Origin of the sequence: Mesorhizobium sp. LMG 17147, from assembly GCF_024297145.1 — a bacterium.
Classification (GTDB): domain Bacteria; phylum Pseudomonadota; class Alphaproteobacteria; order Rhizobiales; family Rhizobiaceae; genus Mesorhizobium.
In genome coordinates, this window is sequence record NZ_JANCTC010000001.1 from 136,844 (window position 1) to 163,118 (window position 26,275).

The 26,275-nt window shown below is 64.3% G+C and carries 24 protein-coding genes; 17 read left to right on the forward strand and 7 right to left on the reverse strand.

Annotated features, from left to right (window positions below):
- Nucleotides 1–13 precede the first annotated feature (13 nt).
- The gene (locus NMG46_RS00730; protein ID WP_254815839.1) at nucleotides 14–697 is read left to right on the forward strand and encodes an HAD family phosphatase; all 684 of its coding nucleotides are present in this window, start codon (nucleotides 14–16) and stop codon (nucleotides 695–697) included.
- Complete coding sequence (locus NMG46_RS00735; RefSeq protein ID WP_254815840.1) at nucleotides 694–2,280, forward strand: FGGY-family carbohydrate kinase; 1,587 nt, start codon at nucleotides 694–696, stop codon at nucleotides 2,278–2,280. Before NMG46_RS00730 ends, NMG46_RS00735 begins: the two co-directional genes overlap by 4 nt.
- A gap of 19 nt (nucleotides 2,281–2,299) precedes the next feature.
- Here NMG46_RS00735 and NMG46_RS00740 read toward each other — a convergent pair whose 3' ends face one another.
- Complete coding sequence (locus tag NMG46_RS00740; RefSeq protein WP_254816361.1) at nucleotides 2,300–2,881, reverse strand: histidine phosphatase family protein; 582 nt, start codon at nucleotides 2,879–2,881, stop codon at nucleotides 2,300–2,302.
- Between the two features lie 231 nt (nucleotides 2,882–3,112).
- On the opposite strand from NMG46_RS00740, the gene NMG46_RS00745 reads away from it, so the two are divergent.
- On the forward strand, nucleotides 3,113–4,516 hold the full coding sequence (locus NMG46_RS00745) for an MATE family efflux transporter (RefSeq protein ID WP_254815841.1): 1,404 nt from the start codon (nucleotides 3,113–3,115) through the stop codon (nucleotides 4,514–4,516).
- A 17-nt stretch (nucleotides 4,517–4,533) separates the two neighbouring features.
- Here the strand turns inward: NMG46_RS00745 and NMG46_RS00750 are convergent, their stop codons facing one another.
- The 4 genes from NMG46_RS00750 to speB form a co-directional block, all read right to left on the reverse strand.
- A complete protein-coding gene (locus NMG46_RS00750; RefSeq protein WP_254815842.1) occupies nucleotides 4,534–5,181 on the reverse strand; it encodes an amino acid ABC transporter permease in 648 nt (215 codons plus the stop codon).
- Nucleotides 5,178–5,846: an amino acid ABC transporter permease gene (locus tag NMG46_RS00755; RefSeq protein ID WP_254815843.1), complete on the reverse strand. Its 669-nt coding sequence runs from the start codon at nucleotides 5,844–5,846 to the stop codon at nucleotides 5,178–5,180. The genes NMG46_RS00750 and NMG46_RS00755 overlap by 4 nt, the downstream gene beginning before the upstream one ends.
- 6 nt (nucleotides 5,847–5,852) lie before the next feature.
- A complete protein-coding gene (locus tag NMG46_RS00760) occupies nucleotides 5,853–6,662 on the reverse strand; it encodes a transporter substrate-binding domain-containing protein (RefSeq protein WP_254815844.1) in 810 nt (269 codons plus the stop codon).
- Between the two features lie 135 nt (nucleotides 6,663–6,797).
- Complete coding sequence (gene speB / locus NMG46_RS00765; RefSeq protein ID WP_254815845.1) at nucleotides 6,798–7,859, reverse strand: agmatinase; 1,062 nt, start codon at nucleotides 7,857–7,859, stop codon at nucleotides 6,798–6,800.
- Between the two features lie 182 nt (nucleotides 7,860–8,041).
- Between speB and gcvA the strand changes: the two genes are divergently transcribed.
- From gcvA to NMG46_RS00805, 8 genes are all read left to right on the forward strand, one after another.
- Entirely contained in the window at nucleotides 8,042–9,016 is a 975-nt protein-coding gene (gene gcvA / locus NMG46_RS00770; protein ID WP_254815846.1) for a transcriptional regulator GcvA, read from the forward strand.
- A gap of 191 nt (nucleotides 9,017–9,207) precedes the next feature.
- Nucleotides 9,208–10,512 carry a nicotinate phosphoribosyltransferase gene (gene pncB / locus NMG46_RS00775; RefSeq protein ID WP_254815847.1) on the forward strand — a complete coding sequence of 435 codons (1,305 nt, stop codon included), beginning with the start codon at nucleotides 9,208–9,210 and terminating at the stop codon, nucleotides 10,510–10,512.
- Between the two features lie 22 nt (nucleotides 10,513–10,534).
- Nucleotides 10,535–11,992, forward strand: coding sequence for a hypothetical protein (locus tag NMG46_RS00780; RefSeq protein WP_254815848.1), 1,458 nt, complete (start codon nucleotides 10,535–10,537; stop codon nucleotides 11,990–11,992).
- 161 nt (nucleotides 11,993–12,153) lie between these two features.
- Entirely contained in the window at nucleotides 12,154–13,458 is a 1,305-nt protein-coding gene (locus tag NMG46_RS00785; protein ID WP_254815849.1) for an ABC transporter substrate-binding protein, read from the forward strand.
- Nucleotides 13,459–13,565: 107 nt separating this feature from the next.
- Nucleotides 13,566–14,447 (forward strand): branched-chain amino acid ABC transporter permease, encoded by an 882-nt coding sequence (locus NMG46_RS00790; protein WP_254815850.1) that lies wholly within the window; start codon nucleotides 13,566–13,568, stop codon nucleotides 14,445–14,447.
- On the forward strand, nucleotides 14,444–15,406 hold the full coding sequence (locus NMG46_RS00795; RefSeq protein WP_254815851.1) for a branched-chain amino acid ABC transporter permease: 963 nt from the start codon (nucleotides 14,444–14,446) through the stop codon (nucleotides 15,404–15,406). The genes NMG46_RS00790 and NMG46_RS00795 overlap by 4 nt, the downstream gene beginning before the upstream one ends.
- Nucleotides 15,403–16,131 (forward strand): ABC transporter ATP-binding protein, encoded by a 729-nt coding sequence (locus NMG46_RS00800; RefSeq protein ID WP_254815852.1) that lies wholly within the window; start codon nucleotides 15,403–15,405, stop codon nucleotides 16,129–16,131. The genes NMG46_RS00795 and NMG46_RS00800 overlap by 4 nt, the downstream gene beginning before the upstream one ends.
- Nucleotides 16,124–16,867: an ABC transporter ATP-binding protein gene (locus NMG46_RS00805; protein ID WP_254815853.1), complete on the forward strand. Its 744-nt coding sequence runs from the start codon at nucleotides 16,124–16,126 to the stop codon at nucleotides 16,865–16,867. The genes NMG46_RS00800 and NMG46_RS00805 overlap by 8 nt, the downstream gene beginning before the upstream one ends.
- Here NMG46_RS00805 and NMG46_RS00810 read toward each other — a convergent pair whose 3' ends face one another.
- The gene (locus NMG46_RS00810) at nucleotides 16,868–18,295 is read right to left on the reverse strand and encodes a sodium:proton antiporter (protein ID WP_254815854.1); all 1,428 of its coding nucleotides are present in this window, start codon (nucleotides 18,293–18,295) and stop codon (nucleotides 16,868–16,870) included.
- Between the two features lie 40 nt (nucleotides 18,296–18,335).
- Entirely contained in the window at nucleotides 18,336–18,935 is a 600-nt protein-coding gene (pncA, locus tag NMG46_RS00815) for a bifunctional nicotinamidase/pyrazinamidase (protein WP_254815855.1), read from the reverse strand.
- Between the two features lie 272 nt (nucleotides 18,936–19,207).
- On the opposite strand from pncA, the gene NMG46_RS00820 reads away from it, so the two are divergent.
- Genes NMG46_RS00820 through NMG46_RS00845 form a run of 6 tightly spaced genes read left to right on the forward strand, consistent with a single transcriptional unit; the run spans nucleotide 19,208 to nucleotide 26,269 of the window.
- The gene (locus tag NMG46_RS00820; protein WP_254815856.1) at nucleotides 19,208–20,068 is read left to right on the forward strand and encodes a xanthine dehydrogenase family protein subunit M; all 861 of its coding nucleotides are present in this window, start codon (nucleotides 19,208–19,210) and stop codon (nucleotides 20,066–20,068) included.
- Nucleotides 20,068–22,821, forward strand: coding sequence for a molybdopterin-dependent oxidoreductase (locus NMG46_RS00825; RefSeq protein WP_254815857.1), 2,754 nt, complete (start codon nucleotides 20,068–20,070; stop codon nucleotides 22,819–22,821). The genes NMG46_RS00820 and NMG46_RS00825 overlap by 1 nt, the downstream gene beginning before the upstream one ends.
- Entirely contained in the window at nucleotides 22,818–24,362 is a 1,545-nt protein-coding gene (locus tag NMG46_RS00830; RefSeq protein ID WP_254815858.1) for a 6-hydroxynicotinate reductase, read from the forward strand. Before NMG46_RS00825 ends, NMG46_RS00830 begins: the two co-directional genes overlap by 4 nt.
- Nucleotides 24,359–25,234, forward strand: a complete 876-nt coding sequence (locus NMG46_RS00835) for a UPF0280 family protein (RefSeq protein WP_254815859.1) — start codon at nucleotides 24,359–24,361, stop codon at nucleotides 25,232–25,234. The genes NMG46_RS00830 and NMG46_RS00835 overlap by 4 nt, the downstream gene beginning before the upstream one ends.
- Entirely contained in the window at nucleotides 25,227–25,811 is a 585-nt protein-coding gene (locus tag NMG46_RS00840) for an amino acid synthesis family protein (protein ID WP_254815860.1), read from the forward strand. Before NMG46_RS00835 ends, NMG46_RS00840 begins: the two co-directional genes overlap by 8 nt.
- Entirely contained in the window at nucleotides 25,808–26,269 is a 462-nt protein-coding gene (locus NMG46_RS00845) for a MarR family transcriptional regulator (RefSeq protein WP_254816362.1), read from the forward strand. The genes NMG46_RS00840 and NMG46_RS00845 overlap by 4 nt, the downstream gene beginning before the upstream one ends.
- The last annotated feature ends 6 nt before the right edge of the window (nucleotides 26,270–26,275 follow it).

Below are 26,275 nucleotides of genomic sequence, written 5' to 3' on the forward strand. Positions count from 1 at the left end.
CCGATCCAGCGCGATGACGCCTGAACTGGTCATTTTCGACTGTGACGGCGTGCTGGTGGACAGTGAGATGCTGTCCGTCTCGGCATTGCTGGAGATGATCGCGCTTGCCGGCGGCAACGTCAGCGAGGACATTGCCTACGAGCACTTCCTCGGCAAGAGCATGAAGAGCGTCCGCGAAATCCTCGCAAGCGACTTCGGGCTCGATCTCACCGACCAGCATCTGACCGAGATGCGCTCCGAACTGATGCGCAAGTTCCGCCAGGAGCTGAAACCGATGCCAGGCATCGCACAGGTCCTGCCGAAGCTCGGCGTGCCGTGCTGCGTCGCCTCCTCCGGCACGCTGGAGCGCATCCGCTATGCGCTCGAGGTTACGGGGCTGCTTGGGCTGCTGGAGCCGCACCTGTTCAGCGCTGCCATGGTGGCGCGGGGCAAACCGGCGCCCGATCTCTTTCTCCATGCAGCAGATAAAATGAGAGCGGCCCCGCGAAACTGCCTCGTCGTCGAGGACAGCCCGGCCGGCATCGAAGCGGCGCGGGCGGCCGGCATGCGCGTCCTTGCCTTCACCGGCGGCTCGCACACCGGCAACCCGGCCTTGAAAGCGCGGCTTGCGTCAAGTGAGCCGGACTTTATATTCGCTGACATGCTGCAATTGCCCGATCTGATTGCAGGCCTGGGAGCGAGAGCAAGAACACCTTGACCAACAGTTTCGTTTGCGCGGTCGATGTCGGCACCGGAAGCGCCCGTGCCGGCATTCTCGACACCGGTGGCGCCTTGCTCGGCCGCGCCGAGCACCCGATCGCCATGCAACAGCCGAAGGCCGATCACGCCGAGCACGATTCGCAGGATATCTGGTCGGCGGTGTGCAGTGCCGTGCGCGGTGCCCGCGAAAAGGCGCGCGTGAAGGCTGAGGATATCGTCGGCATCTCTTTTGACGCCACCTGCTCGCTGGTGGTGCGGGACCGGCATGGCGGCCAGCTCAGCGTGTCCGTTACTGGCGAAAGGCGCTGGGACACCATCGTCTGGCTCGACCATCGCGCAATTGCCGAGGCCGATGAATGCACCGAAAGCGGCCACGCCGTGCTCGACTATATCGGCGGCGTCATGTCGCCGGAAATGGAAACGCCGAAGCTGATGTGGCTGAAGCGCAACCTGACCGGAACATGGAACGAAGCCGGCTACCTGTTCGACCTCACCGACTTCCTCACCTGGAAGGCGACCGGCTCGCTCGCCCGTTCGCAATGCACGCTGACCGCCAAATGGACCTATCTGGCCCATGAAGCGACCGGCTGGCGGCGCGACTTCTTCGAAGCAGTCGGGCTCGGCGATCTTTTCGAGCACGGCAATCTGCCGGAGAAGGCGAGCCCGGTCGGCGCAGACATCGGTCCGCTCAGCGCGCAAGCCGCGGCGGAGCTTGGCCTCACCGAAAAATGCCGGGTCGGCGCCGGCGTCATCGATGCCTATGCCGGCGCGCTCGGCGTGCTCGGCGGTTTCGCCGGTGACGCGACGAACATCGGCCGCCATCTGGCCCTGATTGCCGGTACGTCGAGTTGCGTCATGGCGATGTCGCCAGATCCGCAGCCTTTCGCCGGTGTCTGGGGCCCATATTATGGCGCAGCGCTTCCCGGTCTTTGGCTGTCGGAAGGCGGCCAGTCGGCCACCGGAGCGCTGCTCGATCACATTATCCGCTGGCATGGCGCCGGCGGCGAGCCGGATGCCGTCATGCATGCCAGGATCGCCCGCCGCGTCGCCGAGCTGCGCGCCGCCGAAGGTGGCAACCTCGCCGCAAGGCTGCATGTATTGCCGGATTTCCATGGCAACCGCTCGCCGCTTGCCGACCCGCATGCCGTCGGCGTCATCAGCGGACTGACGCTGGATTCCTCCTTCGACAGCCTGTGCAAGCTTTACTGGCGCACCGCCGTCAGCATCGCGCTTGGCGTCCGCCATGTGCTGGAAGCACTGAACGAGAACGGCTATCTGATCGACACGCTGCACGTCACCGGCGGCCACACCAAGAACCCGCTGTTGATGGAACTCTATGCCGACGCCACCGGCTGCACGGTGGTCGAGCCGCTGGCGGACGAGGCGGTGCTGCTCGGCACCGGCATGATTGCCGCCACCGCGGCCAGGCTTTTTCCCGATTTGAATGCCGCCTGCGTTGCCATGCAGCAAGGCGGCAGGACGCGAGAGCCCAATCCGGCTGCCGCCGGCCGGTTCGACCGCGACTACCGCGTGTTCCTCGAAATGCACAGGCAAAGGCGGGCGCTGGACGCGATTATATAGGTCGAACGGCTTTCACGCGCTATCGCTGGTTCCAGCGCCGAACAACCGGCTCGTCGAGATCATGCTCATAGCCGAGCACGCTTATGCTGGCGGTATCCAGCACGAACAGCGCGCCGGCTTGCGGCGGCAGGCCGAGCCAGCGCGCAGCCAGCACTCGCAGGAAATGCGAGCTTGAAAACACCAGGACGTTGCCATTGGCCTCGCGCAGCTGGCTGACGATGCGGTCCGCCCTCGAGCCGACGTCCGCGGCTGACTCGCCCCTCGGGCAGCCGTCGCGAAAGAGACGCCAGCCTGGACGTTCGGCAAGGATTTGCTTGGTGGTCAATCCCTCATAGGCACCATAATCCCACTCCGCCAGATCGTCCTTCTTCACGCCCGAAGAGCAGAAGCCGGCCAGCGCACAGGTGTTGAAGGCGCGCTGCGACGGGCTCGACCACACCGCCGAGAAGGACAGGCCCTTTAGCCGCTCTGTGACCCGCCTCGCAGCGTCCTCGCCGGCCGGCGTCAGCGGTATGTCGGTCCGGCCGGTATGCTTTCCGGACGCACTCCATTCCGTCTCGCCATGCCGAACCAGATAGATTTCGGGAAACGCGCTCATCAGGGTGCCTTTCAAATGAATCCACCGTGACCATAGCGGCTTCCATAGCCTCTCCAACAGCCTGCATTGAGCTGACTGGCTTAACCCTTCCGCAAGTCAGCCCCTTGCCACCGGTGCCTATTTCATAGACAACCCGTCGTAATGCGGAATCCGGCCGATCGTGGCCGTTTCCGTGCTGAGACGCGGCTTCCGGCTCTTGCCGACGTGCCGCAATCGGATAGGCGGAACACTGGAATGTCTGCGATCGAAGCCGACGCTCGCGCGCCGGAAAACCTTTGGCGTCGGGAAATCAGGGCGATGCTGGCGCTCGCCTGGCCGATGGTGCTGACCAATCTCGGCCAGACCGCGATGACCGCTACCGACGTCATGATGATGGGGCGGCTGGGGCCGGACACGCTGGCCAGCGGCGCGCTTGGCGCCAACCTCTATTTCATGCCGCTGATCTTTGGACTTGGCCTGATGCTGGCGACCTCGCCGATGATGGCGACCGAGCTCGGCCGTCGCCGCCACTCGGTGCGCGACCTGCGCCGCACCGTGCGCCAGGGTCTGTGGCTGGCGATGCTCATCTGCCTTCCGATATGGGTCCTTCTCTGGCACGGCGAGAGCGTGTTGCTGGCCATGGGGCAGGAGCCGGCGCTGGCGCATCAGGCGGGTATCTATCTGCGCTGGCTCGAATGGGCGGTGCTGCCCTTTTTCGGCTATATCGTCCTGCGCTCGTTCATTTCGGCGCTGGAGCGGCCGGGCTGGGCACTGATCATCGTTTTCGTTGCCGTCGCCTGCAATGCCTTCTTCAACTGGCTGTTCATGTTCGGCAATCTCGGCATCCAATCGATGGGCATCGCCGGCTCCGGCCTTGCCACCACTCTGTCCAGTACGCTGATGTTCGCCGGCATGGCGACGGTGGTGATGCTTGAGAAGAAGTTCCGGCGCTATCGTCTGTTCGGACGCTTCTGGCGCGCCGATTGGCCGCGCTTCAAGGGCCTGCTGCGGCTCGGCCTGCCGATCGCCGGCCTGCTGGCGTTCGAGGTGACGATCTTCAACGCGGCGGCCTTTCTCATGGGCCTGATCGATGCGGCTTCGCTTGCCGCCCATGCGATCGCCATCCAGATCGCCTCGATCACCTTCATGGTGCCGCTCGGCCTCAACCAGGCGGTGACGGTGCGCGTCGGACTTGCCCACGGCGCCGGCAATCCGGAAGGTGTCAGCCGGGCTGGCTGGACCGCCTATGTCGTCGGTGTCTCCTTCATGGCGCTGATGGGGCTGGTGATGATCTTGTGGCCGCATCTCTTGATCGGCGCCTTCATCGATGTGGGCAATCCGGCTAATGCCGAAGTGGTGGCGCTTGCCGTGTCGTTCCTCGCTTTTGCCGCGCTGTTCCAGGTTTTTGACGGCGCGCAGGCGGTAGCCAGCGGCATGCTGCGCGGGCTGCACGACACCAAGGTGCCGATGATCTACGCCGCGATCGGCTATTGGGGCATCGGCCTGCCGCTCGGCGTGCTGCTTGCCTTCCGTTTCGGCTTCCATGGCGTCGGCATCTGGATCGGCCTGTCGTCGGGACTGGCGGTGGTTGCTGCACTCCTGCTGGGGCGCTGGCTGCGGCGGGACAGAATCGCGCCGCCGCTGGTATTCGGGCGTTGAATTGCTGGTCGCCCGGCTCAGCGGGCCGCCGCCCGCTGCTCGAGCGAACGTGCGTATTGCGTCAGCGGGAAGCACATGACGAAGAAGATCAGCGCTACCAGCCCATAGACTTTGAACGGTTCGAAGGTCGCATTGTTGATCGCGTTGGATGTCCTCACCAACTCCTCGAAACCGATGATCGAGGTCAGCGCAGTCGACTTGATCAGCTGCACCAGGAAGCCGACGGTCGGCGCGCGGGTGATCGAAAACGCCTGCGGCAGGATGATCAGCCTGAGCTCCTGCAGGTAGTGCAGGCCGAGGCTGGCGCCGGCGTCCCACTGGCCGCGCGGCAGCGCATCGACGCCGCCGCGCCAGATCTCGGCGAGATAGGCGCTGGCGAAGAAGGTCAGGCCAAGCACCGCCGCGGTCCACGGCTCGATGCGCAAGCCAACCATCGGCAAGCCGAAGAACATCAGGAAGAGCTGCATCAGCAGCGGTGTGCCCTGGAAAAGCGCGATGTAGCCGGAGGCAAGCCGCCGCGCCCATTTATTTTTGGCGATCCGGAAGAACAGCACGATCATGCCGACCACGGCGCCGCCCATAAACGCAGCCAACGACAAGAGCACCGTCCAGCGCGCCGCCAGCAGCAGATTGCGCAGAATGTCCCAGAAGGTGAATTCGATCATGACACGCCGGCTCCAAGAAGCCGGCGGCCGCCGCCGACCAGCAGCCGGCGCAGCCCAATCGACAGGGCGAGATAGACCATCGTCACCACGAAATAGGTCTCGAAAGCCCGGAACGTGCGCGCCTGCAGCATGTCGGCTTCATAGGTCAGCTCGCGCACCGCGATCTGCGACACCACGGCGGATTCCAGCATCATGATGACGATCTGGCTGGTCAGCGCCGGATAGATCACCTTGAGCGCCTGCGGCAGCACGATCTTGATGAAGACCTGGCGCGGCCTGAGCCCAAGCGCCAGTGCCGCTTCCGTCTGCCCGGGCGGCACCGCGTCGAGCCCGGCGCCAACGATCTCGATCGTGTAGGCGGCCATGTTGAGCGTCATCGCCAACATGGCTGCCAGCACCGGATCGAGCCTGACGCCGATGCTGGGCAGCCCGAAGAAGATGAAGAACAGCTGCACCAGGAACGGCGTGTTGCGGATCACCTCGACATACCAGCCGATCGCCCGCTTGAGCAGCAGCGGACCGTTCCGCCGCCCTGCCGCGCCGAGGATGCTGAGCAACGTTCCCGCCAGCGTGGTCACGGCGATCAGCAGGATCGTCGTGGCCGCGCCGCGCGCGATCGCCCCTGTCGCCCCGGCAAGCCAGCCGAAGTCGAGGCTATAGGTCACTGGCCGTCAATCCTTGAGATTTGCGGGATCGAGCGGTGTCTTCAGCCAGGCCTTCGAGCTTTCGTCCAGTTTGCCGTCGGCCAGCATCTTGGCGACCGCATCATTGACCGCTTGTTTGAGGCGGTCTTCCTTCTTGTTGAGGCCGATATGCGAGGGCGAGGTGAGAAGCTGGAATTTCTGCTCCGGCTTCAGTTCCTCCTGGCGAGCCAGCACCTGGGCGCCGACATCGTTGCCGACCACCATCAGTTGGGTCTGGCCCGAGATGAACGCTTGGATGACGGAATTATAGTTGTCGAAACGGCGGATGTCGGCCGAGGCGGGTGCCGCCTCGGTCAGCGAGGTGTCCTCCAGCGTGCCGCGATTGACGGCGATCGACTTGTCGGCAAGGTCTTCCTTGCCTTTGACCGAGAGTGCTGCCGGGCCGATGACGGCGATGTAGTAGGGTGCGTAGGCGGCGGCGAAATCGATCACCTGCTCACGCTCCTTGGAGTAGCCGACGCTCATCAGCAGGTCGACGCGCTTGTCGGTCAGGTACGGAATGCGGTTCTGGCCGGTCACGCTGACCAGATTGAGCTTGACCTTGAGCTGGTCGGCGATGGATTGCGCCACGTCGATGTCGTAGCCCTTGATGCTCATATCGGCGCTGGCCGAGGAGAAGGGCGGGAAGTCGGAAAAGATGCCGACATTGATGGCGCCGGCCTTGGCGATGTCGTCGATGGCGTCGGCATTGGCGGCCTGGGTGGTGAAAGCAAGACCGGTCGCGCCGAGCATCAGCACGGCGGCGATGGATGATTTGAGTTTCATGTGAAGTGTCATTGTCATTCCCCTGCTGGAAGCTTGTTTGTTGAATGCAACCGCCGGCTCCAGCGCGGCGGTCGCCTTTGGATTCTCTAGTGAACCATGATCTTTTCCGAAAACCGGTTCCCGCTTTCGGGATCATGGTCGAGCGTGTCAGCCCGCCCTGCCGGCGATTGCCGGGCTGAACACCATCAGGCTGAGGATCTCGAACAGCACCTGCGCGCCGGCATGCGCCGTGTTGGTGGTCGCGTCATATTGTGGCGCCACCTCGACGACGTCGCCGCCGACGATGTTGAGGCCCTTCAGGCCGCGCAGCAGCTCGAGCACTTCCCGCGTCGTCAGCCCGCCGACCTCCGGCGTGCCGGTGCCCGGTGCGAAGGCCGGATCGATGCTGTCGATATCGAAGGAGACATAGGTCGGGCCGTCGCCGACTATCCTGCGCGCCTTCTCGATAATGGCGGGAATGCCGAGGCCGGTCACCTCTTCGGCATGCACTACGGTCATGCCGGACTCATAGGTGAACTCCCACAGATATTCGGCCGAGCCGCGAATGCCGATCTGGATGGTGCGGCTCGGGTCGAGCACGCCGTCCAGCACCGCGTTGCGGAACGGCCCGCCATGGTGGAACTTGGTCATGTCGAACAGGCCGCTGGTATCGCAGTGGGCGTCGATATGGATCATGCCCACCGGCGCTTGTCTGCCGACAGCCTTCAGGATCGGGTGGCTGATCGAATGATCGCCGCCGACGGACAAGGGCAGGACGCCGGCGTCGACGATCTGGTTGGTGCGGCGTTCGATGTCGTCATGGCTGGTCTCCAGCCGGTAGCGGCTCTGGAACGGCACGTCGCCGATGTCGGCGACCTTCAGCTCATGCGTCGGCGCGCATTCCAGCACATGATTGTAGGGGCCGATGCGCTCGATGGCGCGCAACGCCCGTGGCCCGAAACGGGCGCCCGGCCGGTTAGTGACGCCAAGATCCATCGGCACGCCGATCATTGCCACCTGCAGATCGCCGAAATCCGGATTGTCGGCGGCGATTTCACGATAGGGCGCCGCGAGGAAGGTCGGGATGCCGGAATAGGGCGCCAGCCGCGTGCCGGTCTTGGAGAAGATCTTGTCGGCGACACGCTGGAATTTCGGGTCGAACATTTCGCCGCCATGGCTCTCGCCATATTTGCGGCGCAACGCTTCGAGCTTGCCGCGGTCGTAACCCATGTCGGTCCTCCATGGCTGGTGCGGTGCGCGGGCGGCGGCCTCGATAGCCGCAGCGTTGGCTGCCTGCAGATTTCACGTCTTGATGCAATGCCTGGGCAAAGTGTCCTGTAGCTGCATTGAAAAATCAATTGATATTGTTAGGGTGTTCGCTGTGAGAAAATCTCACAGAGTTCAGGTTCCAAATGGCCAAGCGTCTGCCACCGCTCAACCCGCTGCGCGCCTTCGAGGCGACGGCGCGCCATGCCTCACTGAGCAAGGCGGCGGCCGAGCTGAACGTCACCCACGGCGCCATCAGTCATCAGATCAAGGCGCTCGAGCAATCATTGGGCGTCAAGCTGTTCGAGCGTGCCGGCCAGCGGGTGAAGCTGACGCCGCACGGCGCCGAGTTGCTGCCGGCGGTGTCGACCGCCTTCGACGGCATTGCCGCCGCCACGCAGCGCATGACACGGCCGGCCAGCACCGGCGCGCTGTCGGTATCGTGCGTGCCGGCTCTGCTGTTGCTGTGGATGATCCCGCGGCTGGGCAGCTTCACCTCGCAATATCCGGATATCAGGCTGACGCTGATCCCATCCAATGACGCCAAGGACGTCCGCGCCCCGCACATCGATGTCTGCGTGCACTATGGCGACGGCAGCTGGACCGACTGCTGGATGCGCAAATGGTCGGGTCTCGAACTGTTCCCGGTGGTCAGTCCGACGCTGATCAACAACCGCCCGATCCGCACCGTCCGCGACCTCACCGATCACGTCTTCCTGCATGGCGATGACGGCCGCGAATGGCACACCTGGCTGGCCGCCGCTGACGCACTGGACCTCGAGCGCGGCCGCCGCCATCATCTCGGCGATGCGCGCATGGCGACCGAGGCCGCGGTTCACGGCCATGGCGTGGCGCTCGGCGATACGGTGACGGCAAGCGGACTGCTCGCCAGGGGTCTGCTTGTCGCCCCGTTCAGCCTTTCCGTGCCGGCGGTCGACGATTTCTACGTCGTCTGCCGCAACGAGATGCGGTCGGCGCCGATCGTGCAATTGTTCATCGACTGGCTGTTTGCCGAGAAAGAGCAGGCCGACCGCCGCGCCGACGCGCCGGTGGCAGGTCGCATCGGCATTCGCCGCAAGCGTCCAGCGCTCAAGGTGGTCGGCGCCAAGACCGCATCCTGAGGCCGAAACTGCCGCAGGCGCCGCTCGCCGCAGGGGCTTCTTTTTGTCGGGCCAGCCCGCAAAGCGGGAGGCGCATTCAAAAATTCGATGCTAAGAGGCATTTGGAGTAATTCCAGGAAAGTGCGCAGCGGTTTTCCATCCGGAATTGCGATAGACAAAAGCTAGAGCGAGCAGCGAAGGCGCATTGAGCGATGGCAAAGACCGATATAGCGCGGCGCGTCTACAACCACACCTGGAAGCTCGACCCGATCGTCCGTAGCTTGCTCGACACCGATTTCTACAAGCTTCTGATGCTGCAGATGATCTGGGGCATGTATCCCAAGGTCGACGCCACCTTCTCGCTGATCAACCGAACCACCTCGGTCCGCCTTGCCGAGGAGATCGATGAGACGGAGCTGCGCGAGCAGCTCGACCATGCCCGCACCTTGCGCTTCTCGAAGAAAGAGATGATCTGGCTCGGCGGCAACACTTTCTATGGCCGCAAGCAGATCTTCGAACCGGAATTCCTCGCCTGGCTGGAAAATTTCCGGCTGCCCGAATACGAGCTTTCCAAGCGCGACGGCCAATACGAACTCGCCTTCAGCGGCCCGTGGATGTACACGACGCTGTGGGAGATCCCGGCGCTGGCAATTATCAATGAACTTCGATCTCGCGCGGCCATGCGAGCGTTCGGGCCGTTCGCGCTCGACGTGCTCTATGCCCGCGCCAAGGCCAAGATGTGGGCCAAGACTGAGCGGCTGAAGGCGCTGCCCGGCATCCGCATCTCGGATTTCGGCACCCGCCGCCGCCATTCTTTCCTGTGGCAGCGCTGGTGCGTCGAAGCGTTGAAGGAGGGCATCGGCGAGGCCTTCACCGGTACCTCCAATGTGCTGCTCGCCATGGACAACGATCTCGAGGCGCTCGGCACCAACGCGCATGAACTGCCGATGGTGTTCGCCGCGCTCACCAATTCGGAAAAGGAATTGAAACAGTCGCCCTACAACGTGCTGCAGGACTGGCAGCGCTACTACGGCGGTAACTTGCTTATCGTACTGCCGGACACCTTCGGCACCGCGGCGTTCCTGCGCGATGCACCGGACTGGGTCGCCGACTGGACCGGCTTCCGCCCCGACAGCGCGCCGCCGATCGAAGGCGGCGAGAAGATCATTTCCTGGTGGCGCGAAAAGGGCAAGGACCCCAAGCAGAAGCTGCTCATCTTCTCGGATGGGCTAGAGGTCGAGACCATCGAGGAGACCTACCGCCACTTCCGCGGCAAGGTGCGCATGTCCTTCGGTTGGGGTACCAACCTGACCAATGATTTCGAGGGCTGCGCGCCGACCGAGACCAACCGGCTAGACGCCATCTCGCTGGTCTGCAAGGTCACCGAAGCCAACGGCAGGCCGGCGGTCAAGCTTTCCGACAATCCGGCCAAGTCGACCGGCGACGAGAAAGAGATCGAGCGCTATTTGCGGATATTCGGCCAGAAGGATCGCGTGGAGCAACTGGTGAAAGTGTGAGGTGGGGGGACTCTTGCGTAGTATGAGTTCCTTGGCGCCCCCCTCTGTCCTGTCCGGCAGGACAGAGGGGGGCGCCGTAGAGCCCTGTCGTTACAGTCTAGCTCTCGTCGTTGTTGCCTTTGCATTCTCGCCCACTCCCGCCTTCGCCCACGCCTCCGACCGCGGCCACGTCCTGCTGCTTCCCACCGGTTACTACGTCGTGGGTGGCGCGCTCGCCGTTGCCGCCAGCTTCCTGATCCTCGCTCTACTCCCGCCGGACTCCCTCGACCGCTTCTGGCGCAAACGCCTGCCGCTTTTCGCCTTCGGCGACGGCGCGCGAACTGCCGTCAGCCTGGTATCCTTTGCCGGCTTTGCAATTCTGATTGCCGCCGGCCTGTTCGGCAGCCGCGATCCGCTCTCCAATCCGCTGCCGCTGACCGTATGGACATTGCTCTGGGTTGGCCTGGCTCTGTTGCAGGGGCTCGCCGGCGATCTCTGGTCGTGGGCCAATCCGTGGTACGGGCCGTGCCGCGTCGTCTCGCACCTGTTCGGCAGATCGCAGCCGCAGTTGCTCCCCCAGTGGCTCGGCTATTGGCCGGCTTTCGTGCTGTTCTTCGCCTTCGCCTGGTTCGAGCTGATCGACCCTGCGCCCGACGATCCGGCGCGGCTGGCCTGGGCCGCCGGCGCCTATTGGCTGCTGAGCTTTGCCGCCATGCAGGTCTTCGGATACCGCGACTGGAGCCTGCGCGGTGAGTTCCTGACGGTGTTCTTTTCCATGGTAGCGCACTTCTCCATCGTCGAGCGTAACGGGGACGGCGGGCTCAAACTCTGCTGGCCGGGTGCCAAGCTGCTCGGTGCCGCGCCGCTACCGCTCAGCGGCGTCGCTTTCCTGCTGCTTGCGCTGTCATCTGTGTCCTTCGACGGCCTGTCGAAAACTTTCTTCTGGCTAGGCTGGTTCGACATCAATCCGCTGGAGTTTCCTGGACGCACCGCTTTGATCGGCATCGGCAGTTTCGGCCTTGCGCTGAGCTTTGCCGTGCTTGCGGCGGTGTTCGCGCTCGCCGTCTTTCTTGGCCAGCACCTTGCCGGCAGCAAGCATTCGCTCGGTCACGCCGTCGGGCTTTTGGTCTGGTCGATCGTACCGATCGCGCTCGCCTACCACTTCGCGCATTATCTGACGGCGCTGCTGGTCGACGGCCAATATGCGATTGCCGCTCTTTCCGACCCGTTTGCGCTGGGCTGGAACCTGTTCGGTACCGCCGACATGTCAATTGAAGCCGGCGTTGTCGCCGGCGCCGGCTCGGCGTGGTGGCTGTGGAACCTCCAGGCCGGCGTCATCATTGCCGGCCACATGCTTGCAGTGCTTGTCGCTCATGGCTTGGCCTGGCGGCTGCATCCCGTTCCGGCTCGCGCCGCGCTCAGCCAGTTCCCGCTCACCGTGCTGATGATCGCCTATACCGTCCTCGGCCTATGGCTGCTTGCGACGCCGAGCGCCGGATAAACGAGGTGCGCGATGGCCGTCAATCGAACCTTGGGGAAAGCTCGCTTGCCACGTCAGAGCTTTGGTGATTTAGTTTGTACACATGCAATTTTCGGCCCTCTTAACAAGAGTGGCCTGCCTGCGACAGCCATTGGTCAAAGCTCAAAACAAGGGGAACTGCCGTGACTGACAAGAATGGGTTTTTCGATCTCTCCAGATCCGCTCTCACCCGCCGCACGGCGCTGAAGGGCCTTGCCGCCGGCGCCGGTCTTGCCGTCGCGCCGGGTTTCGTGCGTTACAGCCAGGCGCAGAGCTCGGCGCCGATCAAGATCGGCTTTCAATCGCACCGCACCGGCATCGGCGCCGCCTATGGCCGCTGGTACGAGAAGACCACGGCCGCTGCCGTCAAGGCTATCAACGATGCTGGCGGCATCAACGGCCGGCCGGTCGAGGTGATCATCGAGGATGACGGCACCGATCCCGGCCGGGGCGCCGAAGTCGTCGGCAAGTTCGCCTCCCAGCACAAGACCGACATCGTCTACGGCACGCTGTTTTCGCATGTCGTCATCGGCTCGGCGCCGGCCGCCGGTGAGGCCAAGATGCCCTATTTCGTCGTTAGCGAAGGCCACCACGTCGCGTCGACCAAGTTGAACCGCTACGTCTTCCAGCCCGGCATCACCGATGTGAAGAGCCAGATCCAGTCGATGGCGCCGTGGATTGCCGCCAATGCCGGCAAGAAGGTGACGCAGATATTTCCCGATTTCGCCTTCGGCTACGACCATCGCGACTACCTGCCGCCGGCCCTGAAGGCGCAAGGCGCCGAGGTCATCGCCCAGATCGCCATCCCCCCGACGGAATCCTCCTTCACCAAATATTTCCCGCAGATCCCCGCGGAGACCGAGGTGATCTACCACGTCATGGTCGGCCCGGCGGTGCTCACCTTCGTCAAGGAGCTCGGCGAGTTCTACGGCTCCAATCGGCCACAATTGTTCGGCTTCATCGATTCGCTCGAAGCTACCGACATCAACAGCCCCGGCCTCGAATTCCTTGACGGCAGCCATTTCTGGGAAGGTTCGCCGCGCTACGCGCAGCCTGATGATTCCCCCGCGCAGAAGGCCTACCGCGCCGCCGTCGGCATCGACGACAATGGTGCCGCCGTCGGCGACCCCAAGGACGTCTCCACCGCCGCGCATATGTTCGGCTGCTGGGAAACGCTCTACGTCGTCAAGAAGGCGATGGAAGACGCCGGCTACAGGGGCCCGGAAGACCGCGCCAAGCTGGTCGAGGCGACCGAGGCATTGACCGAGTTCGCCGAAGGGCCCGAGCATCCGCAGGGGCCGAAAACCTTCAACGGCAAGATCCACCAGTGTTTTGGCATCCAGAACATCTCCAAGGTCGAAGGCGGCCGGCTGAATGTCGTCCACAAGACCAAGATCGAGGACGGCCTCTACGAGCCGGAAGGGAATTACACGACGCAGGCGCTGTGAGCTTGGCTGCCGCAGCAAGCGTGAGCGCCAAGACACCCCCCTCTGGCCTGCCGGCCAGGCAGGCAGGCCAGAGGGGGGTGCTTCGCGCATCCGCCGGTGCTTAACCGATGCACTTCGGACCTCACCTGCTCCTCGCCGCCCTCGAAGGCCTCGTCACCTCCGCCGTGCTGGCGCTGACGGCGCTTGGGTTGTCGCTGGTGTTCGGCGTCATGCGCGTCGTCAATGTCGCGCATGGCGAGTTTTTCATGCTGGGCGCGGTGCTTGCCTGGGCGATTTCTACGGCGATATCCGGCCATCCTGCGCTCGGCTTCCTGGCCGCCCTGGTGCTGGCGCCATTGATCGTCGGTCTGATCGCGCTGGTCGCCGAACGGCTGGTGCTGCGCCGGCTCAACTATGATCCGGAAGCCACCATCGTCGCCACCATCGGCATGCTCTACATCATCCAGCAATTGGCGCTGACCTTCTACGGCCCGGAGGCGCGGCCGGTCGAGCCGCCGTTCAGCTACCGCATCCTCCTGCCGTGGTTCGGCTATTCCGGCTACAAGCTGTCGATCATCGCCGCGTCGGCGCTGCTGCTGATCGCGACCTGGCTGGTGCTGACGCGCACGAAAATCGGCCTCGTCATGCGCGCTACGCAATATGACAGCGAGACGGCGCAGGCCTTCGGCATCCCGGTGACCAGAGTCTATGCCGGCGTTTTCGCGCTCGGCGCCATGCTGGTGGCTGTGGCCGCCGTGCTGATCGTGCCGATCAGCCAGGCGCATTATCTGATGGGGCAGGACCCGCTGCTGCTCTCGTTCATCGTCGTCATCATCGGCGGCCTCGGCTCGTTGCGCGGCACGGTACTCGCCGCGGTGCTTATCGGCCTGTCCGACGGCATTATCTCGGTGTTCTTCTCGCCGACGCTGGCCAAGATCATAGCCACCTTGCTTGTCGCCATGGTGCTGGTGTTCCGGCCGCAGGGCCTGTTCGGGACAGCATCGCGATGAAGGATGCTTCGCCGGCAAAGCCATATGCGCTGCATCTCGGCGTCATCGCCCTGCTTTTCGGGCTTAGTTTTGTCCTGCCGGAATATCATCACGGCCTGCTCGCCCGCATTATGGTGCTGGCGGTCTTCGCCATGGGCTACAATCTGCTGTTCGGCTATGTCGGGCTGCTCAGCCTCGGCCATGCCATGTTCTTTTCAGCCGGGCTCTATGGCGCCGGCCTTGCCGTCATCCATCTCGGCTGGAGCGTGCCGGCCGCCTTCGCAGCCGGGCTTGCCTGCGGCGCGCTGCTTGCGCTGGTGATCGGGCTGCTGGCGCTGCGCACCTCCGGCGTCGCCTTCATGATCGTCACCATGATGTTCGCTCAGGTATTTTATCTCCTCATTCTTTATTTCGCCGCCTGGACCGGCGGCGACCAGGGCTTGGTGGTGCCGCAGCCGATGCGGGTCCTTGTCCTGGGCAGCACGTCATTCGACCTCACCAACGCGACCGTGCGCTATATGAGTGCGCTGGCACTGTTCTCGATCGTGCTGCTCATAAGCCTGGCGATAGTCCGCTCCGGCTACGGCCGTGTGCTGGTCGCCATCCGCGAGAACGAGGAGCGGACCAAGATGCTCGGCTTTGACACGTTCTCCAGCAAGCTTGCCGCCGTCGTCATCTCCGGCAGCATCTGCGCGGCTTCCGGCGCCGCCTATGCGCTGCTGTTCGGCTATGTCGGCTCGAGCTTCGCTTCGGTGCAGTATTCCATCCTGCCGCTGCTCTGGGTGCTGCTAGGCGGTGCCGCCACCACGCTCGGTCCGCTGATCGGCACGCTGTTCATGTATTATGTCATCGACATCGCCAGCGGCTACACCTCGGCCTATCTGCTGATCGTCGGCATAGCGCTCATCCTGCTGGTGCTGTTCTTCCCGAGAGGCATTCTCGGCAGCATCCGCCAGCGCTGGCTCGGGTGGTTGCCATGATGCCGCTGCTTACCACCAAAGGCTTGTCGCGCAGTTTCGGCGGCTTGCGCGCGGTCGACGGCGTCGACTTCGCGCTGATGCCGGGCGAGATCCGCGCCATCATCGGCCCCAACGGTGCCGGCAAGACCACCTTCGTCAGCCTGGTCAGCGGCCGCATCGAGCCCTCGTCGGGCATGATCGTCTTCGACGGCGCCGATATCACCAGCCTGCCTGCCTACGCCCGAGTTCGCCTTGGCATCGCCTACACGTTCCAGATCACCAGCGTCTTTGCCAATCTCAGCGCCTACGACAATGTTGCCCTGCCGGTGCAGCGCACGCTGACCGACGGCCGCTCGAAGGGCGCGGTTCACACCGGCGTCATGGCGGCTCTCGAGCGCACCGGCCTTGCCGACCGGGCGCAAATGCCGGCCGGGCAATTGTCCTACGGTCACCAGCGGCTGCTGGAAGTGGCAATGGGACTGGCACTGAAGCCGCGGCTGCTGATCCTCGACGAACCGACGCAAGGGCTGGCCGATAGCGAGATCGACAATTTCATCGAGCTGGTGCGCGAGATCGCCGATAGTGCCACCGTGCTTTTGATCGAGCACAACATGCCGGTGGTCATGCAACTCGCCGACCGCATCACCGTCTTCAACGCCGGCAGGATCTTGGCTGAAGGCACGCCCGAGCAGATCCGCGCCAATGCCGCGGTGCAGGACGCCTATCTGGGGACCACCCATGGCTGAGGTCCAGCCCAAGGCCCAGTCCAAGGCCCAGTCCAAGGCGTTGACCATATCCGGGCTCGATTGCTTCTATGGCGAAGTCCAGGTGCTCTATGGCTTGGATCTTGTGTTGAACGAGGGCGAGGTGCTCTGCCTGTTCGGCCGCAACGGCGCCGGCAAGACGACGACGCTGAAGGCGATCATGGGCCTGGTGCCGGCAAGCGCCGGCTCGATCCGGCTCGAAGGCCGGGAATTGACCGGCCTGCCGGCACATGAGGTACCCAAAGCCGGCGTCGCCTACGTGCCGCAGGGCCGGCGGCTGTTCGCCGAGATGACCGTGGCGGAAAACATCGAGATCGGCCTGATGGCCCGCAACAAGGGCAAGGCGACGCGCGAGAACGTGCTCGATCTTTTCCCGCTGGTGCGCCAGCGCCTCAGGCAGCGTTCCGGCACGCTGTCCGGCGGCGAGCAGCAGATGCTGGCCATGGCCCGCGCCCTGTGTCTGGAACCGCAGGTGCTCCTGCTCGATGAACCGACCGAAGGGCTGATGCCGTCGATGATCGCCAAGATCCGTGAAACCGTGTCGAAACTGCGAGCGCTCGGCGTGTCGACAATTCTTGTCGAACAGCGCGTCGATGCCGTGCTCTCGGTCGCGGACCGCGTTTGCTTCATCGAAAACGGCCGCAACCGCGAGACGGTCGATGTCGAGGAACTGCGTGCCGATCCCTCGGCGGTCCGTCGCTATGTCGGCGTCGGCTGATCAGGCAAAAAACAGCAAGCCGGCGAGCAGGAAAGTCGGGATCAGCACGGCGCCCGACCACGCCATATAGCCAAAGAAGCTCGGCATCTTGATGCCGCGATGCCTGGCAATGGCGTAGACCATGAAATTCGGCGCGTTGCCGACATAGGTGTTGGCGCCCATGAACACCGCGCCTGCCGAGATCGCCGCCAGCGTCGAGGCGAGCTCGGTCATCAGATGCTGCGCATCGCCGCCGGCCAGTTCGAAGAACACCAGATAGGTCGGCGCATTGTCGAGGAAGGACGACAGCGCTCCGGTCAGCCAGAAATACGCGAGATTGTCGGGCGCGCCGGTCGGCGAACTGACCAGCAGCACCAACGGCGCCAGCGCGCCGTCGAGGCCGGCCCGCAATATGGCGACGACCGGAACGATGCAGATGAAGATGCTTGCGAACAGCTTCGCCACCTCGGCGATCGGCCCCCAGCTGAATGCGTTTGCGCCGCGAAACTCCTTCGGCGAGACGACAAGCGACATGAAGGCCAGTATCAGGATGACGGCGTCGCGCACCAGATTCTGCAGCTCGAGGCTGACGCCCTGAAAAGCGAAACTCACTCCCGGCCTCCAGGCAGCGGAAATCAGGATCGCGGCGATTACGCCGGCCAGCAGCGGGATGTTGGCCAGGCCGCGAATGCGCACCTTGCTGTCGGGCGTCGGATCCTTGATCTTCGGCGCGCCTTCCTCCCGATGATGCATGATGATGTCGATCGCCAGGAAAACCACCAGCACCACGCCGGCGACGAACAGCGTCTCGGGCAACAGGTGAACTGTCGTCCAGAAGAAATCGACGCCGCGCAGAAAGCCGACGAACAGCGGCGGATCGCCGAGCGGCGTCAGCGAGCCGCCGATGTTGGACACCAGGAAGATGAAGAAGATGACGACATGGGCGTTGAAGCGCCGGTTATCGTTGGCGCGGATGAGCGGCCGGATCAGGATCATCGAGGCGCCGGTTGTGCCGATGATCGAGGCAAGCACCGCCCCGCCCAGCAACAGCCCGGCATTGACCAGCGGCGTGCCGTGTATGTTGCCGGCAACGAAGATGCCGCCCGAAATGGTGAACAGCGCAAACAGCAGGATGATGAACGACATGTATTCGGTGAGCAGCGCATGCAGCACCGCCTGGGTGGCCGACGGGATGCCAAAGGCGATTGCCAGCGGCCCGATCACCAATGCCGCCCAGAAGGCAGCGATCTTGCCGTAATGGTGCTCCCAGGCATGATGGAACAGCAGCGGGCCGGTCGCGATGCAAAGCAACAGCCCGGCAAACGGCAACACCCACCACAGCGACATGGCGGCGCCCGGCAATTCGTGCGCTTCGGCCGCGAGAACCGCTCCCGGAGAAAGGATCGCGGCTATAAGTGCAGCACTTGCCGTCAACGCCGCAGACCGCATGAAACCCCTCAAAAGTCTGTCAGGTTCGGCTGGATGACGTTCAAATCAGTGCCACGCCGGCATCGCGCATCCGGCCCAGCATCGTCTCCATGGAGCCGTTGAGATCGATGCCGCGGCAGGCGTCGAGCCGCACCGACGTCGCAAAACCGAGCTTGACCGCGTCGAGCGCCGAAAAGGCGACGCAGAAATCCGTCGCCAGGCCGACCAGGGTCAGCGTATCGATATTCCGCTCCCGGAGATAGCCGGCAAGGCCGGTCGTCGTCGTCCGGTCGTTCTCGAAGAATGCCGAATAGCTGTCGATCGCAGGACGGAACCCCTTGCGGATCACCAGCTCGGCCTTGCTCCAGGCCAAGCCGGAATGGAAGTCCGAACCAAGGCTGCCCTGGATGCAGTGATCAGGCCACAGCGTCTGCTCGCCATAAGGCATGTCGATCGTTTCGAACGGTCGCTTGCCGGGGTGGCTGGAGGCAAAGCTCGAATGGCCGGCAGGGTGCCAGTCCTGCGTCAGCAGGACGTGCTCGGTCCGCCGGATCAGATCATTGACCAACGGCACGATTTCGTCGCCACCGGCCACTTCCAGGGCGCCACCTGGGCAGAAATCGTTCTGCAGGTCGATAATGACAAGCGCTTCGTCGGCCATGGAGCCTCCTTATTTTCTTCGTCCTGAGCTTAGGCTCCAATGAAAACGCGACCGGACGCAGAAACTTGACCAGATGGCCGGCTGCGTCAACCTCTCGTGGCATAACAAATGCGTTCCGGGCGCACCGGTGCCAACAGCCGTGCAAACTCTGGCTTTGACAATTCCTGCCGGCTTGATATCATTTGCATACGAATGAATTTCCTGCCTTGAATGCTCGGGAAAGTCTTTCGGCAGGATCCCCTCTCGGGAAGCCCATTCTGGGAAGGCAAAGCGTGATCCGTTACGCAAAACCCACCACGGTCGACGACGCCCTCGCGTTGCTGGGCGAAGGGCAATGGCGCATCCTTGCCGGTGGTACCGATTTTTATCCGGCTCAAGGCAGCAAGCCTTTCCGCGACAATATCCTCGATATCAATGACCTGGCGGCATTGCGCGGCATTGCCGAAGCCGAGAACCATTGGCTCATTGGCGCCCGCACTGCCTGGACCGATCTCGTCCGCCATCCGCTGCCGGCGGCCTTCGACGCGCTGAAGCAGGCGGCGCGGGAAGTCGGCTCGGTGCAGATCCAGAACGTTGCCTCGATTGCCGGCAATCTCTGCAATGCCTCGCCGGCCGCCGACGGTGTGCCGGCGCTGCTGGTGCTCGATGCCGAAGTCGAACTGCGTTCCTCGGTCGCGACCCGGCATCTGCCCCTTGCAAAGTTCATCCTTGGCAACCGTCGCACCGCTCTGCAGTCCGGCGAAATGGTGACGGCAATCCGTATTCCCAAACCTGCGACCGCCGGCGGCTCCGCCTTCGTGAAACTCGGCGCGCGGCGTTATCTCGTCATCTCCATCGCCATGGCCGCCGCACGCCTGGCTGTCGAAAATGGTATCGTCAGGAACGCGGCCGTCGCCGTCGGGTCCTGCTCGGTCGTCGCCAGGCGCCTGGCGAGTGTCGAGGCGGCGCTGCGCGGCCTGCCCGTCGGCCCCGCGCTGGCCGCTGCGATCCAATCCACGCCAATGGACGAGTTGTCGCCGATCGGCGACGTGCGCGGCAGCGCCGAATATCGGCTGGATGCGGCGCGCGAGATCGTTGCCCGTGCTGTGCTTGGTGCTGTGGGCGCAATCCCTGGCGAAAGGGCGGCGGCCTGATGGGGATGGAGCGCGCCGACATCGCCTTCGAGGTCAATGGCGCCGCCGTCAGCGTTTGCGTGCCGCCGGTGCGGCGGCTGTCCGCGGTGTTGCGCGACGAGCTGCGGCTGACCGGCACCAAGGTCGGCTGTGATGCCGGCGATTGCGGCGCCTGCACGGTGCTGGTCGACGGCGAGCCGGTCTGCGCCTGCCTGATGCCCGCGGCTTCCGCCTCCGGCACCGTCGTGACGACCGTCGAAGGTCTCGGCAATGGCAGGCTGTCGGCACTGCAGGCCTCGTTTCTCAGCCATGGCGCAGCACAGTGCGGCGCCTGCACGCCCGGCCTGCTGGTCGCCGCAACGGCACTCCTGGACAGGACGCCTTACCCGAGCGAGGCTGAAACGCAGGATGCGCTCGGCGGCGTACTCTGCCGCTGCACCGGCTACCGCAAGATCGTCGCGGCGGTGATGGATGCTTGGCGCCACGACGGCGGTCTCGATCAGCGCATGCCATCCTCTGGCCATGCCGTCGGCTCCTCCCCGATCCGCCTCGATGGCGTGCCGAAAGTCACTGGCGGCGAAAAATTCGGCGGCGATTCCTTCCCCGCCGATGCGCTGTCGGTGCTGGTGGTCCGCTCACCGCACTATCATGCCGCCTTCAGCTTCGGCGATCTCGGCAGCTGGGTGAAATCCCGTCCCGGCATTGCCGGCGTCTTCACCGCAGCCGACATTCCGGGAAAGAATTGTTTCGGCGTCATCGCGCCCTTCGCCGACCAGCCGGCGCTGGCCGAAGGGGTTTCGCGCTTTCGCGGCGAGGCGGTGGCGCTGGTTGCCGGCGAACGCGAGGCTATCCTCGATCTCGACCTAGCCGATTTCCCTGTCAGTTGGACCGAGTTGCCGCATTTTCTGGAAACTGGCGAAGCGCAGGCCGGCGGCGCGCCACTGGTCCATGAAAACCGGCCCGCGAACCTGCTCACCTCCGGCTTTGTCGAGCGTGGCGACCCCGAAGCCGCGCTTGCCGGTGCGGCTTTCGTCGTTTCTGGCGCCATCGACACCTCCTATGTCGAGCACGCCTATATCGAACCGGAAGCCGGCTATGCCTTCATGGACGGCGACACGCTGGTCGTCGTCGCCTGCACGCAGGCGCCCTATATGGATCGTGACGACACGGCAAAAGTGCTCGGCCTTACCCCGGAAAAGGTGCGCATCGTGCCGACCGCGACCGGCGGCGGCTTCGGCTCGAAGCTCGACGTCTCGCTGCAACCGCTCATCGGCCTCGTCGCCATGAAAACCGGCCGGCCGGCGGCGCTCGCCTACAGCCGCACCGAATCGATGATCTCGACCACCAAGCGCCATCCGGCCCTGATGAGAGCGAGCATCGGCGCCAATGCCGACGGCCGTGTCACCGGCATGGTCTTCGCCGGCGATTTCAACACCGGCGCCTATGCCAGCTGGGGGCCGACGGTCGCCAACCGCGTGCCGGTGCACGCCTCCGGCCCCTATGCTACGCCGAACTATCGCGCCGAAGGCCGTGCCATCCACACCAACGGCCCGATTGCCGGCGCCTTTCGCGGTTTCGGCGTGCCGCAGGCGACGATCATGCAGGAGACCCTCTATGACGAGCTGGCCGACAAGCTCGGCATGGATCGGCTCGACTTTCGCCTGAAGAACTGCCTTCGGAACGGATCCGAAACAGTTACCGGGCAGCGGCTCGAGTCGGGCGTCGGCATCGCCGACTGCCTGGAGGCCCTCCGTTCACATTGGCAGCGTGCCGTTCGCGATGCCGAAGCGTTCAATGCCGGTAGCGGCATCAAAAAACGCGGCGTCGGCATCGCTTCTTGCTGGTACGGCTGCGGCAACACCTCGCTGCCCAATCCGTCGACCATCAAGGTCGGCATCTCGATATCGGGCGAAGTCGTCCTGCATCAGGGGGCGGTCGATATCGGGCAAGGCTCCAACACCGTCATCGCGCAGATCTGCGCCGACGCGTTGGGTCTGCCATTGGAGAAGTTGCGGCTGAAAGGCGCTGATACGGCGATCACCCCCGACGCCGGCAAGACCTCGGCCTCGCGCCAGACTTTCGTCACCGGCAAGGCCGCCGAAAAGGCCGGCCGCGCCTTGCGCGAGGAGATCTTGCGTTTCGCCAATGTCTCGCAAAAGGCGTCGATTGCGCTGGACGGCACAAGCCTGAGCATTAGGGAAGGCGAAGCAACGCGCCGCATCGATCTTTCCTCGCTGAAGGCAGACGCCGAAGGATTTGTCTTCCGGGCCGAGGAAAGCTACGACCCGCCGACCCAGCCGCTCGATGCAAAAGGTCAGGGCAAGCCTTACGCCGTCTATGGTTATGGCGCCCAGATCGCCGAACTGGAGGTCGACCTCAAGCTCGGCACTGTGAAGCTGATAAAAATCACTGCCGCCCACGATGTCGGCAAGGCCATCAATCCCTTGCTTGCCGAGGGCCAGATTGAGGGTGGCATCGCCCAGGGCATCGGCATGGCGCTGATGGAAGAGTATATCCCCGGCCGCACCGAAAACCTGCACGACTATCTGATCCCGACGATCGGCGACGTGCCGCCGATCGAGACCATCTTGATAGAAGTTCCGGATCCGGAAGGACCCTTCGGAGCCAAGGGCTTGGGCGAGCATGTGCTGATCCCGACGGCGCCGGCGATCCTCAACGCCATCCGCCATGCAACAGGTGTGCTGGTCACCAAAATTCCGGCGACGCCGACCCGCATCCGCGCCGCCATCCGGGACAAGGAGGCGCGCCGATGAGCGAGCTTGCCGAACGCTTCGAGACGCATGATCCCGGCGAGAAGCTGGTGGCCGAGAAGATCCGCTGCGATGCCTGTCCGGTAATGTGCTACATCGCCGATGGCCGCACCGGCGCCTGCGATCGTTACGGCAATGTTGGCGGCAGGATCGTCCGGATGGATCCGCTGACCATCCTCGACCACGCGGCCGAGACCGGCGCCGCAATCGTACCCTTTGCCGAGGAAGGCGAGGCATGGGACGGCGAACTGGTCAACACCGGCCGCCGCTTCGTCACCGCCATCGGCGCCGGCACCACCTATCCCGATTACAAGCCGGCGCCCTTCATCGTCAGCCAGGAGGTCGAGGGCGTCGATCTGGTCACCGTCGTCACCGAAGGCATCTTCTCCTATTGCGGCGTCAAGGTGAAGATCGACACCGACCGTCATATTGGCCCCGAAACGGCGACGGTCCGTGCCCAAGGCGAGGCGATCGGCCATGTCACGACCGGCGAATACGGCTCGCAGATGCTGTCGCTGGGCGGCGTGCATCATTTGACCGGCGGCTCGAAGGCTGAAGGGCGCGCCACCTGCGACGCCATGCTCGCCCTGTGCAACCGCAAACCCGTCGAACTCGTCATCGACGGCGGCGCCACCGTCATCGTCGAAGCCGGCAAGCCGCCGGTCATCGACGGCAAGCTCGAGCAGCGCATGCGCGTCGGCTGCGGTTCGGCCACCATCGGCATGTTCGCCACCCAGTGGCGTGGCCTTGTCGACGAAGTGGTGGTTGTCGACGACCATATTACCGGCGTGGTCTCCGAGCATCAGGCCGGCAAGGTGCTTGGCTGGCAGGACACCGGCATCAAGATCATCGGCCGCCGTTCGACGCCCGGCCGTTATTTCAAGGTGTCGGAACCCGGCCTCGGCTGGGGCGGCACCAGTATCTCCGACCCGCTGTCGATCCTTGGTGAATGGAACGCCAAAAAGGGTGCGCGCCCCGGCATGTCGCTGCTGATGGTCTCGACCACCGGCGAGCAATTCGCCTATTACGAGCTCGACGACGAATTGAAGCCTGTGCAGAAACCGTTCCCGGAGCGGCTGCGGAAGTCGGTCGAACTGATTGAGGACAATTGCGAGCCGGCGCTCTGCACCGTGCTTTTCGTCGGCGGCGCCGGCGGCTCGCTGCGCGCCGGCGTCACCGAGAACCCGGTCAATCTGACCCGCTCGGTGCAGGGCCTCAAGACCTATGTGACGGTCGGCGGCGCGCCGGTCTATGTCTGGCCGGGCGGCGGCATCACGCTGATGGTCGACGTCACCCGCGTGCCGGAAGGTGCCTTCGGCTATGTGCCGACGCCGGCGCTGGTGGCACCGATCGAGTTCACCATGCGCCGCGACGATTATGTCAGGCTTGGCGGCTACGAAGCCGAAATCCGCAGCGTCGACGATATCCTGGCCAAGGGCGGCGAATATCTCAATCCGCGCCGCGGCACGGCCGCACCCCTGGACAATCCCTGGCCGCCGCTGGCTCAGTTGCGTCGCGCGGCCGTAAACGGGGCCGGGCGATGAACGGCCCGCAGGCGCATTGGCTCGAGGACGGCCGGAGGCTTCACCTCAATCATGGGCCGATCGACCTGATCGTCGAGGCCTTCGGCGAGGCGAGTGAATGCAGCGCCGCATATGACCAGGCAGTGGCGCGCTTCCAGACAATCCTGGTTGAACTGGTCGAAGAGTTGCCCGAACTGCGGCGCCCGGCCGCCTCGCGGCCACGTGCTTTCGCTGGCCCGACGGCGCGCCGCATGGAAGCGGCGGTCGTTCCGCTAGCGAAACAATTCATCACGCCGATGGCGGCCGTCGCCGGCTCGGTAGCCGACGAAGTGCTTGGCGCCCTGCTTGCCGGCCGCCGGCTCGAGCGCGCCTATGTCAATAATGGCGGCGACAGCGCGATCCATCTCGGCAACGGGCAGTCGATGACGCTTGCCATTGCCGGGACAGGTCATGGGTTGGCAGATCGTCTCACGATCCGCGCCGAAGACGCGATCCACGGCGTCGCGACCAGCGGCTGGCGCGGCCGCTCCTTTTCGCTCGGCATCGCCGACGCGGTCACGGTGCTGGCGCGGACGGGTGCTGAAGCCGATGCCGCCGCGACCTTGATCGCCAACGCCGTCGACCTGCCCGGTCATCCAGCCGTTAGGCGCGTACGGGCGCGCGATCTCGCGCCTGACAGCGATCTCGGCGACCGTTTGGTGACGCAGGGCGTGGGGCCGCTTTCCGCCGCTGAAATCGCTATTGCACTGGAAGGTGGATTTGCCGTTGCCGAGGAGTTTCGGCGGCGCGGCCTGATTGCCGCCGCGGCGCTTTTCCTCGGCGGTCAGGCGCGCATCGCAGGTCCGATGGGGCTCGCCAATAAAGCTTTAGAGAGGGAAATTGCTCATGCCTGAGTTTCCGATCCGCAAGATCGCCGTGCTGACCGAAGAGATTTTTCACGAGGGCGGGCGGGTGGCGAAGGTGCCGCGGCGCCGCGCCGCGGCTATGGCTGTGGTCAAGAACCCGTTCGCCGGCCGTTACGTCGAGGAACTGCAGAGCGCCATGGAGGATTTGAAGCCGCTCGGGCTGCTGCTCTCGGACAGGCTTATTGCCGCATTGGGCGGCGACGTGAAACAGATCGACGGTTACGGCAAGGGCGCCATCGTCGGCATGGCGGGCGAGCTGGAGCATGGCGCGCTGTGGCATGTGCCGGGCGGCTATGCCATGCGCGAGCGGCTCGGCGACGCCAAGGCGATCGTGCCGTCGGCAAAGAAGGTCGGCGCTTTCGGTGCGCGGCTCGATGTGCCGCTCGGCCACATCAACGCCGCCTATGTGCGCAGCCATTTCGATGCCATGGAAATCGGCATCAGCGATGGCCCGCGTCCCGACGAGATCCTGTTCTGCCTCGCAATGACCTGCGGCCCGCGCGTTCACGACCGCATGGGCGGGCTGGCGGCCAAGGATATCAAGGCATGGGACGGGCTGCGGTGAGCGCCGAAGACAATCTGCTCAAGCTGGTCGAGGCGGAGGAACCTGACGAAAACGACTATCGCTTGCAGGAGCAGGTCGGCTTCATCCTGCGCAAGGCGCATCAGCGCCATGTCTCGATCTTCGCCGCACACATCGCCGATCTGACGCCGCCGCAATTTGCCGCTTTGGCCAAATTGCGCGACGTCGGCGAGACCTGGCAGAACCAGCTTGGCAGCCTGATCGCCATGGATGCGGCGACCGTGAAGGGTGTCATCGACCGGCTGAAAGCGCGTGGCTTTGTCGAACTTAGCAAACACGAAGTCGACAAACGGCGCCTACTGGTCAATCTGACGGCCGAGGGGCGCGACGCGATCGAGCGACTGATTCCGCTTGCCCGCGAGATCACGCAGGAAACGCTGGCGCCGCTTTCCGCCAAGGAGGCGGCCATTTTCATGAAGCTGCTGGCCAAGCTGGCTTAATCTGCC

Excerpts from the sequence above, each read along its gene's own strand:
- NMG46_RS00805 (WP_254815853.1), top strand. The coding sequence starts at position 16,124 with ATGGCTGAGGTCCAGCCCAAGGCCCAGTCCAAGGCCCAGTCCAAGGCG.
- NMG46_RS00835 (WP_254815859.1), top strand. The coding sequence starts at position 24,359 with ATGAACGGCCCGCAGGCGCATTGGCTCGAGGACGGCCGGAGGCTTCAC.
- NMG46_RS00825 (WP_254815857.1), top strand. The coding sequence starts at position 20,068 with ATGGGGATGGAGCGCGCCGACATCGCCTTCGAGGTCAATGGCGCCGCC.
- NMG46_RS00795 (WP_254815851.1), top strand. The coding sequence starts at position 14,444 with ATGAAGGATGCTTCGCCGGCAAAGCCATATGCGCTGCATCTCGGCGTC.
- NMG46_RS00790 (WP_254815850.1), top strand. The coding sequence starts at position 13,566 with ATGCACTTCGGACCTCACCTGCTCCTCGCCGCCCTCGAAGGCCTCGTC.
- NMG46_RS00840 (WP_254815860.1), top strand. The coding sequence starts at position 25,227 with ATGCCTGAGTTTCCGATCCGCAAGATCGCCGTGCTGACCGAAGAGATT.
- NMG46_RS00745 (WP_254815841.1), top strand. The coding sequence starts at position 3,113 with ATGTCTGCGATCGAAGCCGACGCTCGCGCGCCGGAAAACCTTTGGCGT.
- pncB (WP_254815847.1), top strand. The coding sequence starts at position 9,208 with ATGGCAAAGACCGATATAGCGCGGCGCGTCTACAACCACACCTGGAAG.
- pncA (WP_254815855.1), bottom strand. The coding sequence starts at position 18,935 with ATGGCCGACGAAGCGCTTGTCATTATCGACCTGCAGAACGATTTCTGC.
- NMG46_RS00780 (WP_254815848.1), top strand. The coding sequence starts at position 10,535 with ATGAGTTCCTTGGCGCCCCCCTCTGTCCTGTCCGGCAGGACAGAGGGG.
- NMG46_RS00750 (WP_254815842.1), bottom strand. The coding sequence starts at position 5,181 with ATGATCGAATTCACCTTCTGGGACATTCTGCGCAATCTGCTGCTGGCG.
- NMG46_RS00730 (WP_254815839.1), top strand. The coding sequence starts at position 14 with ATGACGCCTGAACTGGTCATTTTCGACTGTGACGGCGTGCTGGTGGAC.
- speB (WP_254815845.1), bottom strand. The coding sequence starts at position 7,859 with ATGGGTTACGACCGCGGCAAGCTCGAAGCGTTGCGCCGCAAATATGGC.
- NMG46_RS00760 (WP_254815844.1), bottom strand. The coding sequence starts at position 6,662 with ATGACACTTCACATGAAACTCAAATCATCCATCGCCGCCGTGCTGATG.
- NMG46_RS00810 (WP_254815854.1), bottom strand. The coding sequence starts at position 18,295 with ATGCGGTCTGCGGCGTTGACGGCAAGTGCTGCACTTATAGCCGCGATC.
- NMG46_RS00800 (WP_254815852.1), top strand. The coding sequence starts at position 15,403 with ATGATGCCGCTGCTTACCACCAAAGGCTTGTCGCGCAGTTTCGGCGGC.
- gcvA (WP_254815846.1), top strand. The coding sequence starts at position 8,042 with ATGGCCAAGCGTCTGCCACCGCTCAACCCGCTGCGCGCCTTCGAGGCG.
- NMG46_RS00830 (WP_254815858.1), top strand. The coding sequence starts at position 22,818 with ATGAGCGAGCTTGCCGAACGCTTCGAGACGCATGATCCCGGCGAGAAG.